A 15,813-nucleotide genomic window follows, 5' to 3' on the forward strand; every position below is an offset into this window, starting at 1 on the left:
ACGGCTGTGGCTTTCGTTCAACTCGCCGATGGCGAACTGCACTACACCATTGAAGGCCCGGTCGATGCGCCGGTGCTGGTGCTGTCCAACTCCCTGGGTACCGACCTGCACATGTGGGATGCGCAAATGCCGGCGTTCACCGAGCATTTTCGTGTGTTGCGGTTCGACACCCGTGGCCACGGCCAATCGCTGGTGACGCCGGGGCCGTACAGCATCGAGCAATTGGGCCGCGACGTGCTGGCGCTGCTGGATGCGCTGCACATTGAGCGCGCGCATTTCTGCGGACTGTCGATGGGCGGGCTGATCGGTCAGTGGCTGGGGATCAATGCCGGTCATCGTCTGCACAAACTGATTGTGTGCAACACCGCGGCGAAGATCGGCGATCCATCGGTGTGGAATCCACGCATCGAGACCGTGCTGCGTGACGGCCCGGCAGCGATGATTGCACTGCGTGATGCGTCGATTGCCCGTTGGTTCACGCCTGATTTTTCCGCTGCCAATCCGGTTGCGGTGAAGAAGATCACTGACATGCTCGCGGCGACGTCGCCTGAAGGTTATGCGGCCAATTGCGCGGCGGTGCGTGATGCCGATTTTCGAGAGCAACTGGCCTCGATCATTGTGCCGTTGCTGGTGATCGCCGGCACTGAAGATGCGGTCACGCCGCCGTCTGGCGGGCGTTTCATTCAGGAACACGTACACGGGGCCGAGTACGCCGAATTCTACGCGGCGCATTTGTCCAACGTACAGGCCGGTGCGGATTTCAGTGATCGCGTGTTGGCGTTTTTTCAGGCTGACTGAGGACGTTTTTGTGGACGAGAAACAACGTTACGACGAAGGCATGCAAGTGCGCCGTGCGGTGCTGGGCGATGCTCACGTTGATCGCAGCCTGACCGCGCTGACCGAGTTCAACTCGGAATTCCAGGAGATGATCACTCGCCACGCCTGGGGTGATATCTGGACGCGTCCGGGGTTGCCTCGCCATACCCGCAGCCTGGTCACCATCGCCATGCTGATCGGCATGAACCGCGAAGGTGAGCTCAAACTGCACCTTCGGGCCGCAGCCAATAACGGCGTGAGCCGTGGCGAGATCAAGGAAGTGATCATGCAGAGCGCGATTTATTGCGGGATTCCGGCGGCGAATGCCACTTTTCATCTGGCCGAATCGGTTTGGGATGAACTGGGCGTTGAGTCCCGAGAGTAATCCAGCCTGCTCCCCCAGTTTAAAAACGATCAACCGGGGGAGCAGGCGTGCGGTTACAGCAAGCTGATCGGATAGCTGACGATCAAACGGTTCTCGTCGAACTCGTTGTTGCTGAAGTCGCGGCGGATGGTCGAGTTGCGCCACTTGACGTTCAAATCCTTGAGCGTGCCGCTTTGTACGGTGTAACCCAGTTCCGATTCGCGTCCCCATTCCTTGCCATCGGTGGTGGATGCGGTATGCACATTGTCGCCGCTGATGTAGCGGTTCATCAGGGTCAGGCCCGGCACGCCGAGGGCCGCGAAATTGTAGTCGTGGCGCAGTTGCCAGGAGCGTTCCTGGGCATTGTCATAACTGGCGTTGTAGCTGTCGTTGGCCAAGGTGCCGCCGCTGGTGCCGTTGACCCGCATCCACGCGCTGTCGCCGGTGAGTTTTTGCAGGCCGATATAGAAGGTGTTGCCGCCGTATTTGGCTGAGAACAGACCCGACCAGGTCTTGTTTTCCAGATCGCCAGCGCGGGCGCTGCCGTCGTCCTTGCCGTAGAAAAAACCGAGGTTGGCGCCCAGGGTCCAGTCGCCCAGCGGCTGGCTGTGGATCAGGTTGATGTATTGCTGGCTGTAGATGTCCTTGAGTTCGGCATTCCACACACCGATCTGTGTGCGTTTTTCATTGAACACATATTCGCCGCCCTGAAAGTTGAAGCGATCGGAGGTGAACGCCGCTTTGCCGGACATCGACATGTCGTTCATGCTGCTGTCGTCGCGCGGGCTGTTGGCGCGGAACTGGCCGCCGTAGAGTGTCAGGCCATCGATTTCCTTCGAGGTGATCTGGCCACCTCGAAAGGTTTGCGGCAGCGAGCGACCGTCGTCCGAACGCAGGATGGGCAGCACCGGCATCCACTCGCCGACTTTCACTTCTGTCTGGGAAAACTTCGCTTTGAACGCCACGCTGGTGCGCCCGAAGTTGTCCGCCGGGCGGGCGTCATGATCCAGCGGCAATAACTGCGTACCCCCCGTGCCTTTACCGCCATCGAGCTTCACCGAATACAGGCCCAGCACGTCCATGCCGAAACCGACGGTGCCTTGAGTGAAGCCGGACCTGGCGTCGAGGATGAAGCTTTGTGTCCACTCTTCAGCCTTGCCCTGAGCCTTGGTCGGGTTGGTGAAGTTACGGTTGATGTAGAAGTTGCGCAGGTTCAGGTTGACCTTCGCGCCTTCAACAAATCCGGCTTCTTCAGCCGTGGCGGGCAGTGCGGCGCCGGCCAGGGCCAGGGCGATCAAACCGGGGAATACGTAAGGCGCAGGGGAGGCTGTCATGGATTGGGTCTCTCTGGTTTTTATAGTCGAGCGGGTGCGCTGCCGCCGCTTTCAGGGGGCAGACATGGAATGCAATGGGGGAGATCAAGCGAAGGCAATCAGCCAGACAGGGCAGGGCGCGGGGGCATGTTGTCGAACCTGTTGTTATTGGTTTTGTGGAGCGAATGGTGCGGGGCGCGGCAGTGGGGTTTCAATTGGGGAAAACGGGTTTTGGGCGATTATCGAACGCAAGATTAATTGCGGCTTTGTGGTGGTTGTGCCGGCTCCACGACTTTCCTGCCGGCAACAAAAAGCCCGCCAAATGGCGGGCTCTTGTATTCACCGGATGATCAGAACAGCTTCATCTTCGGTGCTTCTTCTTTCAGCGGTTCGTTCTGCGCGGTTTGCGCATTCCAGCCACCGCCCAGGGCCTTGTACAGGTTGACCGCACTGGTCAGCTGCGCGAGGCGGTCGGTGATCAGCGACTGTTGCGCGCTGAACAACTGACGCTGGGCATCGAGGAAGGTCAGGTTGCTGTCGACGCCGATGCGATAACGACGTTCGGCCAGGCGGTAGTAATCCTGGTTGGCCTGTACAAAGTCACGCTGCGCTTGCAACTGATCGGTGTAGGTCTGGCGGGCGGCCAGGCCGTCGGCGACTTCCTGGAAGCCGGTTTGAATCGCCTTCTCGTAGTTCGCCACGCCGATGTCCTTCTGGATCTTGGCGTAGTCGAGGCTGGCGCGCAGGCTACCGGCGTTGAAGATCGGCAGGTTGATCTGCGGCTGGAACAGCCACGTACCCGAACCGCCCTTGAACAGGCCGGACAGATCCGGGCTCAGGCTGCCCGCGTTGGCGGTCAGGCTGATGCTCGGGAAGAACGCTGCCCGCGCTGCGCCGATGTTGGCGTTGGCGGCCTTCAGGTTGTACTCGGCTTGCATGATGTCCGGACGACGTTGCAGCAGATCCGAGGGCAGACCGGGCGGTACGTCGCTGAGCAGGTCGTCGGCCAGCGGTTTGGCCGCTTGCAGATTGGCCGGGATACCGGTGCCGAGCAGCAGGGTCAGGCTGTTTTCATCCTGCGCGACCTGACGGGTATAACGCGCCAATTGGGCACGGGCGTTTTCCACCGAGGTACGCGACTGAGCCAGATCCAGTGCCGAAGCGACACCGACTTCATTGCTGCGGCTGGTCAGCTTAAAGCTTTCTTCGAAGGCACCGAGGGTGTCTTGCGTCAGCTTGAGCAGTTCTTTGTCGGCCTGCCAGGTCATATACGCATTGGCGACGCTGGCAACCAGGCTGATCTGGGTGCTGCGGCGCGCTTCTTCGGTGGCGAAGTATTGTTGCAGCGCTTGTTCGCTCAGGCTGCGAACCCGACCGAACAGGTCGAGTTCGTAGGCACTGACGCCGACCGTGGCGGAGTAGGAGCTGCTGATCATCGACTCGCCGGTCTGCGACGCACGCGCCGGCAGACGCTGACGACTGCCGCTGCCATTGGCCGAAACCGCCGGGAACAGGTCGGCGCGCTGGATGCGGTACTGGGCCGCATAAGCGTCGATGTTCAGTGCCGCAACACGCAGGTCGCGGTTGTTTTCCAGCGAGACCTGGATCAGCTGTTGCAGGGCCGGGTCATGGAAAAACTGCTTCCAGCCCTGCTCGGCAGCAGCTTGCGCCGGTGCCTGGGCCGGCGAATACGCCGGGCCCTGTGGGTACTGGCCTGCGACCGGAGCCTCAGGCTGCTGATAATCAGGTATCAGCGAGCAACCGCTCAGCACGAAGGCGGCGACTGCGAGGGAGAGTAGCGACTTGCTCATTGGCCAGCCTCTTTAGGAGTTTCTTTGGCGTCATCCTTGCCGGCGTTTTTGCGCTGGCCAATGGACGACACGGTGACGAAGAACAGTGGGACCCAGAAGATCGCCAGGATCGTGGCCGTGAGCATACCGCCGATTACGCCAGTACCGATCGCATGTTGACTGCCTGAACCTGCGCCGGTGGAGATCGCCAACGGTACAACACCGAGTACGAAGGCCAGCGAGGTCATGATGATCGGTCGCAGACGCATGCGGCACGCTTCAATCGCCGCATCGCGCAGACTGCGCCCTTGCTCATGCAGTTCCTTGGCGAATTCGACGATCAGAATGGCGTTTTTAGCCGCCAGACCGATAGTCGTCAACAGGCCCACCTGGAAGTACACGTCGTTGGACAGACCGCGCAGGCTGGTGGCCAACAGTGCACCGATGATCCCCAGTGGCACCACGAGCATGACCGCGATCGGAATCGACCAGCTTTCATACAGCGCCGCCAGACACAGGAACACCATCAGCAGCGACAGGGCGTACAGCGCTGGCGCTTGCGAGCCCGACAGACGTTCCTCGTAGGACAGACCGGTCCAGGAGATACCGACGCCGGCCGGCAGCTTCTTGGCAATCGCTTCGACTTCGGCCATCGCTTCACCGGTGGAGTAACCCGGCGCCGGAGAGCCGAGCACTTCCATCGCTTCTACGCCGTTGTAACGGGCCAGTTTCGGCGAGCCATAGATCCACTCGCCTTTGGCGAAGGCGGAGAACGGCACCATGGTCCCGGCACTGTTGCGTACGTACCACTTGTTCAAGTCTTCAGGGCTCATGCGAGCGCCAGCCTGACCTTGCACGTAAACCTTCTTGACCCGACCACGGTCGATGAAGTCGTTGACGTAGCTACTACCGAAGGAAATCGACAGCGTGCTGTTGATGTCGGAAAGGCTCAAGCCAAGGGCTCGGGCTTTCTCGTCATCGATTTCCAGATGGTATTGCGGTTCGTCGTTCAGGCCGTTCGGACGTACTTGGTAGAGCACCTTGCTCTGCGCCGCGAGACCGAGGAACTGGTTACGTGCTTGCATCAGTTTTTCGTGACCGATACCGGCGCGGTCCTGCAGGAACACGTCGAAACCGGTGGCGTTACCCAATTCCAGTACCGCTGGCGGGGCGAAGGCAAACACCATCGCATCGCGGAAACTGAAGAAGTGTTGTTGGGCACGCTGTGCAAGCGCGAACACGCTGTTGCTGGCGTCACGTTCGTGCCACGGCTTGAGCATGATGAACGCCAGACCCGAACTCTGACCGCGACCGGCGAAGTTGAAACCGTTCACGGTGAACACCGACGCCACTGCGCCTGCCTCTTTATCCAGCAGGTAGGAACGCATCTCGTCGACGACGACTTGGGTGCGTTCGGCACTGGAACCGGCCGGGGTTTGCACCTGCGCGAACAATACGCCTTGGTCTTCTTCCGGCAGGAACGCGGTTGGAATGCGAGTGAACAGCCAGATCATGCCGACAACAATCAGCAAATAGGCCAACAGATACGGGGCTTTGCGCTGCAGCATGTTGCCGACACCGCGCTCATAACTTCTGACACCACGGTCGAAGTTGCGGTTGAACCAGCCGAAGAAACCTTTTTTCGGTGTGTCGTGTTCACCTTTCGCAATCGGTTTGAGCATGGTGGCGCACAGCGCCGGGGTGAAAATCAGCGCAACCAGTACCGACAGGGCCATCGCCGAAACGATGGTGATCGAGAACTGCTTGTAGATCACACCCGTGGAGCCGCTGAAGAACGCCATCGGCAGCAGTACCGCCGACAGAACCAGGGCGATACCGACCAATGCGCCCTGGATCTGGCCCATGGACTTTTTGGTCGCTTCCTTCGGGGACAAGCCTTCTTCGGCCATCACGCGCTCGACGTTTTCCACCACGACGATCGCGTCGTCCACCAGCAAGCCGATGGCCAGCACCATACCGAACATGGTCAGCGTGTTGATGCTGAAACCGGCGGCAGCGAGGATGCCGAACGTGCCGAGCAATACCACCGGCACGGTCATCGTGGTGATGACGGTGGCGCGGAAGTTCTGCAGGAACAGGAACATCACCAGGAACACCAGTACGATCGCTTCAACCAGGGTTTCAACCACACCCTTGATCGACTCGGTCACCACCGGGGTGGTGTCATACGGGAACACCACTTCCATGCTTTGCGGGAAGAACGGCTTGAGATCGTCAATCGTTTTGCGCAGCGCTTTGGCTGTATCGAGGGCGTTGGCACCGTTGGCCAGTTTCACCGCCAGACCGGAAGCCGGTTTGCCGTTGAACTGGGCAGAAATGCTGGAGTTCTCTCCGCCCAGGCGCACGTCAGCAACGTCGCCGACACGCACTTGCGAACCATCCTGATTGACCTTCAGCAGAATAGCCTTGAACTGCTCGGCCGTTTGCAGACGGGTCTTGCCGATGATCGTGGCGTTCAGTTGCTGGCCAGGCAGCGCCGGCAAACCACCGAGCTGACCGGAGGAAACCTGAACGTTCTGCGACGAAATCGCGGCACTGACATCAGACGGGGTCAGGCTGTACTTGTTCAACTTGGCCGGGTCGAGCCAGATGCGCATCGCGTACTGGGCACCGAAGACCTGGAAGTCACCGACACCGGCAGTGCGCGAGATCGGGTCCTGCATGTTCGACACGATGTAGTTGGACAGGTCGTCCTTGTTCATGCTGCCGTCGCTCGACACCACGCCGATCACCATGAGGAAGTTTTTCACTGCCTTGGTCACACGGATACCTTGTTGCTGCACTTCCTGCGGCAACAGCGGAGTCGCGAGGTTCAGTTTGTTCTGAACCTGCACCTGCGCGGTGTCGGAGTTGGTGCCTTGCTCGAAGGTCGCGGTGATGGTCATGCTGCCGTCGGAGTTACTTTCCGACGACACATAACGCAGGTTGTCGATACCGTTGAGCTGTTGTTCGATCACCTGAACCACGGTGTCCTGCACGGTTTGCGCCGAAGCGCCCGGGTAGGTCACGGAGATCGCAATGGCCGGTGGCGCAATGCTCGGGTACTGGTTGATCGGCAACTTGAGGATCGATAGTGCCCCGACCAGCATGATCACCAGGGCAATTACCCAGGCGAAAATCGGACGGTCGATGAAGAATTTTGACATGGGTTACTCCCCTTTGCCGCCGGCGGCTTTATCAGCTGCCTGTGCGGGGGCCGGGTTCTTGGTGTCAACATTGGTCGCTTCGGTCGGATTGACCTGAACACCTGGGCGCACGTATTGCAGCCCCTCGGTGATCAGACGATCGCCAGCCTTCAGGCCGTCTTCGATCAGCCATTTGCTGCCGACGGTGCGGCTGGCCTTGAGCTGACGCAGTTCGACCTTGTTGTCGGCGCCGACGACCAGTGCGGTCGGGGTGCCTTTGAGGTCGCGGGTCACGCCTTGTTGCGGCGCCAGAATGGCGGCGGCGTTGACACCTGCCTGCAACTGGGCGCGGACGAACATGCCAGGCAGCAGGGTGTGGTCGGGGTTCGGGAAGACCGCGCGCAGGGTTACCGAACCGGTAGTCGGATCGACCGATACTTCGGAGAATTCCAGCTTACCGTCGAGCTTGTACTGGCTGCCGTCTTCCAGGGTCAGCTTGACCGCTGCAGCGTTGTCGCCGGATTTTTGCAGACGACCGCTTTCCAGCTCGCGGCGCAGTTCCAGCAATTCAACTGACGACTGGGTCACATCGACGTAGATCGGGTCGAGCTGCTGGATCGTCGCCATGGCGTCGGTCTGGCCGTTGCTGACCAGCGCACCTTCGGTCACCGAAGAGCGGCCGATACGGCCGGAAATCGGCGCATAAACCTTGGTGTAACGCACGTTGATCTGCGCGCTTTGCAGCGACGCTTCCGATTGCATGCGGTTGGCCACGGCGGTGTCGTATTCCTGGCGGCTGACGGCCTGTTCATCGACCAGTTGCTTGTAGCGGTCGGAGATCGACTTGGTCGAACGCAGGTTGGCTTCGGCGCTTTTCAGGGTGGCTTCATAGACCGACGGATCGATCTGGTACAACTGCTGGCCGGCTTTAACGTCACCGCCTTCCTTGAACAGTCGCTTGAGAATGATGCCGTTGACCTGAGGGCGAACTTCAGCGATGCGGAACGCACTGGTGCGGCCCGGCAGTTCGGACGTGAGGGTGAAGGCTTGTGGTTGCAGGGTGACGACGCCGACCTGAGGAGGCGGAGCGGCTGGGGCCGCTTCTTCCTTTTTACATCCGCTGAGCAGCGATGCCAGGGCGACGGCAGTGACCAGAGCGGTAACAGCTGGCTTGAATTGCATGAAAATCCTCGGGTCAGGCGCGCGAAAAGCGCACAAGAAGTGTGGAAGTAAAAAAAACTGCCGGGTGGATAAGTAGCTTGCTAATGAATATACTTACGTTCATGGTTGTTTGTAAACACCTTGGCGTCGTATCCACCCTGTTACAAAATACGTCGCAAGGTTCGAAATTGTAGGCCGGGGAGTCGATCCGCGAGAGATCGCCCCCTCGTTATTCAGCGGATATTCAGCCATCCCTGAAACATCCTGTTTGAGGTTTTACTGTCATGGTCCGTCGTACCAAAGAGGAAGCTCAAGAAACCCGCAGCCAGATTCTGGAAGCGGCAGAGAAAGCGTTCTATGAAAGGGGCGTCGCTCGTACGACGCTGGCGGATATCGCGAGCATGGCCGGCGTCACGCGCGGCGCCATTTATTGGCATTTCAGCAACAAGGCCGACCTGGTCCAGGCCATGCTCGATAGCTTGCACGAGCCGCTGGATGAACTGGCCAAGGCCAGTGAGAGCGAGGATGAACTCGACCCGCTGGGCTGCATGCGCAAGCTGCTGATTCATTTGTTTCATCAAGTTGCTCTGGACCCGAAGACCCGGCGTATCAACGAAATTCTGTTTCATAAGTGCGAATTCACCGATGAAATGTGCGATCTGCGCCAGCAGCGCCGGACGGCCAGTCTCGATTGCAATGTGCGTATCGGGCTGACCCTGCGTAATGCGGTGAATCGCGGCCAGTTGCCAGAAGATCTCGACACTGCCCGAGCGGCCATCAGCATTCATGCTTATATCGATGGCCTCCTGTATGGCTGGCTGTTGGCCCCGGACAGCTTCGAACTGCATGCCGAAGCCGAGCGCTGGGTCGATACAGGGTTGGACATGCTGCGCCTGAGCCCCAGTTTGCGCCGATGAAAACAAGCGCGTAATGGGCACAGCTTATGTCAATTGGCCCGTTTTTATATACGTTTGCGGTTCGCAGTTTATCGGTAGCCAGCCACGCATTTTGTAGGGAATTTGTGTCGCCTGTGTGAAGGAATGTTAGCGGCCCCAATACCGGGCCCCAAGAAAAAGCCCCGGCTCTTGCGAGTCGGGGCTTTTGCGTTCCTGCATTAAGAGTTACAGCGTCGGATAGTCGATGTAGCCAACCGGGCCTTTGCCGTAAAACAGCTCAGGACGCGGCTCGTTCAGCGGCGCATCGGCCTTCAGGCGTGCCGGCAGATCCGGGTTGGCAATGAAGGGCACGCCGAACGCCACGGCGTCAGCCTTGCCGGCCGCCAGCCATTGATTGGCGCTGTCCTTGGTGAAACGTTCGTTGACGATGTACGGGCCGCCGAAAGCTTCCTTGAGTTGCGGGCCGAGGCTGTCGGCGCCTTCTTTCTCGCGCGAGCAGATAAACGCGATGCCGCGTTTGCCCAGCTCGCGAGCCACGTAAGTGAAGGTTTCAGCCAGATTGTCGTCGCCCATGTCGTGGGAGTCCGCACGCGGTGCCAGGTGCACACCAACACGCCCGGCGCCCCAGACTTCGATGGCGGCGTCAGTCACTTCCAGCAGCAGACGTGCACGGTTTTCCAGGGAACCACCGTAGTTGTCGGTGCGCTGGTTGGTGCTGCTTTGCAGGAACTGGTCGAGCAGGTAACCGTTGGCACCATGGATTTCCACGCCGTCGAAACCGGCGGCTTTGGCGTTCTCGGCACCGGTGCGGTAGGCGTCGACGATGTCGGCGATCTCAGCGGTTTCCAGTGCGCGTGGGGTTGGGTAGTCGGCCAGTGGACGCACCAGGCTGACGTGACCTTTGGGCTGGATGGCGCTCGGTGCGACCGGCGCCTCACCGTTGAGGTACGAGGGGTGAGAAATCCGGCCGACGTGCCACAGTTGCAGGAAAATCTTGCCGCCAGCGCCGTGAATGGCTTTGGTCACGTTGGCCCAGCCGCGCACTTGATCGTTCGACCAGATGCCTGGGGTGTCCGGGTAACCGACGCCCATCGGTGTCACCGAAGTCGCTTCGCTCAGAATCAGGCCGGCAGAGGCGCGCTGCACGTAATACTCGGCCATCAGCGCGTTCGGCACGCGGCCTTCGTCGGCGCGGCAACGGGTCAGCGGGGCCATGATGATGCGATTGGACAGCTCGACGTCGCCCAGTTTGATCGGATCGAAAATAGTTGCCATGTGTACAACCCTCGTCAGTGAAGTGGTTAATCAGTGGGTAGCAGGAGCCAGACCGGCATTGCCGTTCTGACGGAAAGTAATCAGGGTCACCAGCAGGGCGAGCACTGCCAGGGCGGCTGCGGCCAGAGGCACGCTGGTCAGCCCGAAACCGTGGGCGATAACGCTGCCGCCGACCCAGGCGCCGAGGGCGTTACCGACGTTGAAGGCGCCGATATTCAGGGTCGACACCAGATTCGGTGCAGCCTTGCCGAAGGTCACCACGTTGATTTGCAGGGCCGGCACGGCAGCGAAGGAAGCGGTCGCCCAGAGGAACAGGGTGATTTCAGTCGGGATCAGCGCGACGCTGGTCCAGCTCAGCACAGTGGAAACCACCGCCATCGCCACGAACACGCCGATCAGGGTGGCGCCCAGGCGTTTGTCTGCCAGTTTGCCGCCGATGATGTTGCCGACCGTCAAACCGAGGCCGATCAACAGCAGGGTCCAGGTCACGCCTTTTGGCGAAACACCGGTGACATCGCCAAGCAGCGGGGCGACGTAGGTGAAGAGGGTGAACATCGAGGCTGCGAACAGCGCGGTCATGCTCAGCGACAGCCAGATGCCGGCGCCTTTGAGGGCGGCGAGTTCGGCGCGCATGTCGAGTTTTTCTTCGTCACGCTTGGCCGGCAGGAAGCGGATCAGGCCGATCAGCGCAATCACACCGATGACGGTCACTGCCCAGAAGGTCGAACGCCAGCCGGCTTCCTGACCCAGCGCAGTCCCCAACGGCACTCCCAGCACGTTGGCCAGGGTCAGGCCGGTGAACATCAACGCGACTGCCGAAGCGCGTTTGTTCGGTGCCACCAGACCGGCCGCCACCACCGAGCCGATACCGAAGAATGCACCGTGGCACAGCGCGGTGACGACACGGGCAAACATCAGCACGTTGTAATCACCTGCAATGGCGCAGAGCAGGTTGCCGACAATGAAAATGCCCATCAATGCGACCAATGCTGCCTTGCGCGGCAGTTTGGCGGTGGCCAGTGCCATGAACGGCGCACCGATGGCCACGCCCAAGGCGTAACCGGTCACCAGCCAGCCGGCGCCGGGGATCGACACACCAAGGTCGGCCGCCACATCGGGCAGCAGGCCCATGATGACGAACTCGGTGGTGCCGATGGCGAAGGCGCTCAAGGCCAGAATAAGTAGCGAGAGGGGCATGTGCATCAATTCCTTGGGGGAGCGCTGAGCTCTTTGACGATGGCGTCGAGGAACGCCTGAATCACGTCCTCGTTGCGCTTGAAGAAGTTCCACTGACCGGCCTTCTGGCTGCTGATCAGCCCGGCGCGTTGCAGCGTGGCGAGGTGGGCGGACACCGTCGACTGCGACAGGCCGCAGCGCTGGTCGATCTGCCCGGCACAGATGCCGTACTCGTGGTTGTGAATCTGTTCCGGAAACTGGACTTTGGGGTCTTTCAGCCAGATGAGGATGTCTCGTCGTACTGGGTGTGCCAGGGCTTTTATTATTTCGTCGAGGTCGAGGTTCATGGCTTGGCTCGTGATGTCTGTAGCGCTATATCGCGATGAGGCGAACTTTAAATCGGTATTTCGCGATATACCAATATGTTTTTGATCTGACGACCGTGTAAATCGGTATATCGGGTTATAACGATACGTTGAGTGTAACGATGAAGGCGCAGTGCTAAGCTGCGCCCATGAACTATCTCGCACATTTGCACCTCGGTGGCCAGCGCCCGGGCCAATTACTCGGCAGTTTGTATGGCGACTTCGTCAAAGGCCGGCTGCAGGGGCAGTTTGCGCCGGAGGTCGAGGCGGCCATCCAGTTGCACCGGCGGATTGATGTCTTCACCGATCGCCATCCGCAGGTGGACGTCGCGTTGCGGCGGTTTTGCGCTACTCGAAGACGTTATGCCGGGATCGTCCTCGACGTGTTTTTCGACCATTGTCTGGCGCGAGACTGGCGTTTGTACGCCGAGCAGCCGCTGGAGCAGTTCACGACGGACGTCTATCGGGTGCTATCGCTTGAGCGACAACTGCCCGAGCGTCTGGCGAAGATCGCGCCGCACATGGTTGCCAATGACTGGCTGGGGTCTTATCAGGAGTTTGAAGTGCTGGAGCAGGTGTTGCGCGGGATCTCCCGACGCTTGACCCGGCCGCAAGAGCTGGCGGGTGCGATGCAGGAATTGCGGCGTTTGTATGAGCCGTTGAGTGAGGATTTTGCGTTGTTCTACCCACAACTTCAGGATTTCGCCCGACACGCCGAGCCCTTGAAAACCTGATGTGGGAGCTTGCTCCCACAGGGGGCACGGCCGCTGTGGGAGCCTGTGTATCAGGCCGCGATTGCCGGGCGCATCGGGGTCTGTTGGGTGTCCGGGATCGCCCCAAACAACGCCTTCTGCACCGCCTGCTGTGCCTCGAACGCCAGCGCCGCCCGCTCGCGCCCCTGACAGGCAATCGGCTTGAGCAGATGCACTTCGACATCGCCGCAGTCATTGCTGAACAGACGCATCAAGTGCGACAGCAGGTCATCGTCACCAATGAACGGTGCCAACGCGTCGATTTCACCGTCACGCAGATAACGGATCGCTACCGGTTGCAGCATCACCTCGGAATCAATCGCCGCCGACAACAGGCGACCATGAAAGGTGCGCAGCGAACGGCCGTCGGTGGTGGTGCCTTCAGGGAACATCAGCAGCGGATGGTCGGTTTGCAGGTGACGGGTCATCTGCTTGCGGATCAACTGGCTATCGCCCGAACCCCGGCGGATGAACAGGCTGCCGGCCTTCGCCGCGAGCCAACCGGCGACCGGCCAGGTGCGTACTTCGGCCTTGGACAGAAACGACAGCGGCGTGAGCATGCCGAGCAGCGGAATATCCGTCCATGAAACGTGGTTGCTGACCCACAGCATCGGCTGTTTCGGCAGCTCGCCGTGAACGCTCACGCGAAAGGGCAGGGCGTTGCTCAGGCGCGCCATGAAAAAGCGCGACCAGCGCTGCCGGCGCTCCATCGAATGGGCCAGGCCAATGCGCTCAAACATCCCGAAAACACTGGCCATGGTCAACCCCAGCGTCACCACCAGCAGCACTCGCGCGACTCGCGCGTACACCCGCAAACGGCGCATTACACCGCTGCCTTGAAGTGCTTGGCGTAGCGCGGGCAGAGTTCATCGCGCTTGAGCAGGATGAACACGTCGGCGACCTGGAAGTCTTCGTCCCAGCACGGCTCGCCGCAGATTTTCGCGCCCAGGCGCATATAGGCCTTGAGCAGCGGCGGCATTTCAGCAATCACGTTGGAGGGAATATCCAGGGCCGGCAGCGGATTTTTCGGCTCGGCACGCAAATGTTCGGTGCACAGATAACGTTCACGCAGACGCTGCATGATCGCGTGAGCCTGCACGCCGCCGTCCTGCATCGGGATGCTCGCGCAGCCCATCAAATAGCTGTATCCGCCCTGATTGAGCACTTCGGCCAGTTCGCCCCACAGCACGGCGATGGTGCCGCCGTTGCGGTAGGCCGGGTCGACGCAGGTGCGGCCGATTTCCAGGATCGGGCCTTTCAAATGCGCCAGGCCATGCAGGCTGAATTCTTCTTCGCTGTAGAACTTGCCCAGGCTGCTGGCGGCGGTGTGGTCGAGCAAACGAGTGGTCGCCACCAGGCGGCCGGTGTTCAGGTCTCGCACACCGATGTGGCTGCAGTGAACATCATAATCATCCATGTCCAGACCTCGTTCAGCGCCTTTCAGTTTGGCGTTGAACTCGCCGCTGAAGACGTTGAAGCGCAAGGCCTGGGCTTGCTGCAAGGCCTCGGCGCCGATCAGGCGTTCGGCTTGCAGGCGGCGTTCATTGCCGGTGTCGCTGATGCGGGCGATCTGAGTCATGTGAATCTCCGTACGGGCCTTTAACCCGTCGTGGGTTGCAGCCGATCGACTTTCTTTATGCAGCCGTGTTGTGCAAAGTCAGGCTATGTAGCCCCGGTGTCATCGCCATGAACGTTTGGTGATGCTTATATGACAACCCACGAGGAGCCTCTTATGCCTTGGCCCGATCTGCTTGAAAGCCGTGAACGATTGCCCGTCGTTGCTGACCTGGCGGAAGGTTTTGCGGCGTTGTTGCACACGCTGGGCAACGTCACGCCGTTCGAATTGGCGGTGGCGGGAGGGCGGTTGATGGCAACGCCGGGGCTGGCGTTTCTGGTCGGTTATCAAGCGGCGTTGCGCATGCTTTGGCCCAGCGCACCGCTGAGCCTTGGGGCGTTGTGTGCGACTGAACAGCGCAGTTTGCGCCCGGCGGATATGCAAACGCGGCTGACCGATTTGCATCTGAGCGGGCGCAAGGATTTCGTCACCGCTGGCGATGCGGCGGACTGGCTGCTGATCGCCGCGCGCAGTGAAGAACCCGGCCAGACGCCGCGCCTGAGCCTGGCGGTGGTGTATCCCGGCGAACCCGGTGTGCGTGTGGAAAAACTGCCGGCGCTGCCGTTGATGCCGGACATCAGCCATGGTCGGCTCCACCTCGATGGCGCCCTGTGCGAATTGCTCGCCGGGGATGGCTGGGATGCTTACGTCAAACCGTTCCGCACCCTGGAAGATGTCTATGTGTTGAGTGCGATGACCGCGTGGTTGTATGGCGTCGGGCAGGACAGCGATTGGCCACAAGCGCTGCAATTACGCTTGCTGGCGTTGTTGGCCGGGTGTGCCGAAATGAGTCGCCAGCCACCCAATACCCGGGCCGGGCATGTGTTGCTGGGTGGGTTGTTTGCGCAGTTTGACGCGCTCAAGCCTGAAGTCGATCTAGCGTTGAGCGAGGGACATTCCGAGTGGGCGGCGATGTGGCAGCGTGATCAAGGCGTGATGCAATTGGCTTCGGGGGCCAGGGCCAAGCGGTTGGCCAAGGCTTTGGCGCAGGCCTGACCGGCCTCTTCGCGAGCACGCCCGCTGCCACAGTTTGATTGCATTTCAACTGAAGGAACTCGAACACTTGCTCGCGAAGAGGCCCTGAAAACACCACACATCTGTCATAAACCCCGACTACCCTCAGCAGGTTATTTTCAAGAGCTCT

14 protein-coding genes are annotated in these 15,813 nt (G+C 60.3%); 5 read left to right on the forward strand and 9 right to left on the reverse strand.

Annotated elements, in window-relative coordinates:
* The first annotated feature begins 6 nt into the window (after window positions 1-6).
* Both pcaD and pcaC read left to right on the forward strand, forming a co-directional pair.
* A complete protein-coding gene (pcaD, locus tag AACY18_RS21020) occupies window positions 7-798 on the forward strand; it encodes a 3-oxoadipate enol-lactonase (RefSeq protein ID WP_339465971.1) in 792 nt (263 codons plus the stop codon).
* Window positions 799-808: 10 nt separating this feature from the next.
* Window positions 809-1,201, forward strand: a complete 393-nt coding sequence (pcaC, locus tag AACY18_RS21025) for a 4-carboxymuconolactone decarboxylase (protein WP_339430673.1) — start codon at window positions 809-811, stop codon at window positions 1,199-1,201.
* Window positions 1,202-1,254: 53 nt separating this feature from the next.
* Here pcaC and AACY18_RS21030 read toward each other — a convergent pair whose 3' ends face one another.
* The 4 genes from AACY18_RS21030 to emhA all read right to left on the reverse strand — a co-directional run bounded on the left by AACY18_RS21030 (window position 1,255) and on the right by emhA (window position 8,611).
* Entirely contained in the window at window positions 1,255-2,514 is a 1,260-nt protein-coding gene (locus tag AACY18_RS21030) for an OprD family porin (RefSeq protein WP_339465973.1), read from the reverse strand.
* A 329-nt stretch (window positions 2,515-2,843) separates the two neighbouring features.
* Entirely contained in the window at window positions 2,844-4,304 is a 1,461-nt protein-coding gene (gene emhC, locus AACY18_RS21035) for an efflux RND transporter outer membrane subunit EmhC (RefSeq protein ID WP_339430675.1), read from the reverse strand.
* Complete coding sequence (gene emhB, locus AACY18_RS21040) at window positions 4,301-7,450, reverse strand: efflux RND transporter permease subunit EmhB (protein WP_339465975.1); 3,150 nt, start codon at window positions 7,448-7,450, stop codon at window positions 4,301-4,303. Before emhB ends, emhC begins: the two co-directional genes overlap by 4 nt.
* A gap of 3 nt (window positions 7,451-7,453) precedes the next feature.
* Entirely contained in the window at window positions 7,454-8,611 is a 1,158-nt protein-coding gene (gene emhA, locus AACY18_RS21045; protein WP_339430677.1) for an efflux RND transporter periplasmic adaptor subunit EmhA, read from the reverse strand.
* Window positions 8,612-8,874: 263 nt separating this feature from the next.
* Here emhA and emhR point away from each other — a divergent pair, with 263 nt between their 5' ends.
* On the forward strand, window positions 8,875-9,507 hold the full coding sequence (gene emhR / locus AACY18_RS21050) for an efflux system transcriptional repressor EmhR (RefSeq protein ID WP_221731400.1): 633 nt from the start codon (window positions 8,875-8,877) through the stop codon (window positions 9,505-9,507).
* A gap of 204 nt (window positions 9,508-9,711) precedes the next feature.
* On the opposite strand, the gene AACY18_RS21055 is transcribed toward emhR, so the two are convergent.
* The 3 genes from AACY18_RS21055 to AACY18_RS21065 are packed head-to-tail and all read right to left on the reverse strand — an operon-like array spanning window position 9,712 to window position 12,284.
* Window positions 9,712-10,761 carry an alkene reductase gene (locus tag AACY18_RS21055; RefSeq protein WP_339465977.1) on the reverse strand — a complete coding sequence of 350 codons (1,050 nt, stop codon included), beginning with the start codon at window positions 10,759-10,761 and terminating at the stop codon, window positions 9,712-9,714.
* Window positions 10,762-10,791: 30 nt separating this feature from the next.
* Complete coding sequence (locus AACY18_RS21060) at window positions 10,792-11,958, reverse strand: MFS transporter (protein ID WP_339430679.1); 1,167 nt, start codon at window positions 11,956-11,958, stop codon at window positions 10,792-10,794.
* Window positions 11,959-11,963: 5 nt separating this feature from the next.
* Window positions 11,964-12,284 carry an ArsR/SmtB family transcription factor gene (locus AACY18_RS21065; protein WP_221731397.1) on the reverse strand — a complete coding sequence of 107 codons (321 nt, stop codon included), beginning with the start codon at window positions 12,282-12,284 and terminating at the stop codon, window positions 11,964-11,966.
* 167 nt (window positions 12,285-12,451) lie between these two features.
* On the opposite strand from AACY18_RS21065, the gene AACY18_RS21070 reads away from it, so the two are divergent.
* Complete coding sequence (locus tag AACY18_RS21070; protein ID WP_339430680.1) at window positions 12,452-13,036, forward strand: acyl carrier protein phosphodiesterase; 585 nt, start codon at window positions 12,452-12,454, stop codon at window positions 13,034-13,036.
* Window positions 13,037-13,086: 50 nt separating this feature from the next.
* Here AACY18_RS21070 and AACY18_RS21075 read toward each other — a convergent pair whose 3' ends face one another.
* Together AACY18_RS21075 and olsB are read right to left on the reverse strand one after the other, a co-directional pair.
* On the reverse strand, window positions 13,087-13,878 hold the full coding sequence (locus tag AACY18_RS21075; RefSeq protein ID WP_339430681.1) for a lysophospholipid acyltransferase family protein: 792 nt from the start codon (window positions 13,876-13,878) through the stop codon (window positions 13,087-13,089).
* Window positions 13,878-14,633 carry an L-ornithine N(alpha)-acyltransferase gene (gene olsB / locus AACY18_RS21080; protein WP_339430682.1) on the reverse strand — a complete coding sequence of 252 codons (756 nt, stop codon included), beginning with the start codon at window positions 14,631-14,633 and terminating at the stop codon, window positions 13,878-13,880. Before olsB ends, AACY18_RS21075 begins: the two co-directional genes overlap by 1 nt.
* A 153-nt stretch (window positions 14,634-14,786) precedes the next feature.
* On the opposite strand from olsB, the gene AACY18_RS21085 reads away from it, so the two are divergent.
* Window positions 14,787-15,665 carry an acyl-CoA dehydrogenase family protein gene (locus tag AACY18_RS21085; RefSeq protein ID WP_339430683.1) on the forward strand — a complete coding sequence of 293 codons (879 nt, stop codon included), beginning with the start codon at window positions 14,787-14,789 and terminating at the stop codon, window positions 15,663-15,665.
* Window positions 15,666-15,813: the final 148 nt, after the last annotated feature.

Source organism: Pseudomonas sp. EA_65y_Pfl2_P74 (genome assembly GCF_963970575.1).
In the GTDB taxonomy this organism is placed as follows: Bacteria; Pseudomonadota; Gammaproteobacteria; order Pseudomonadales; family Pseudomonadaceae; genus Aquipseudomonas; species Aquipseudomonas baetica_A.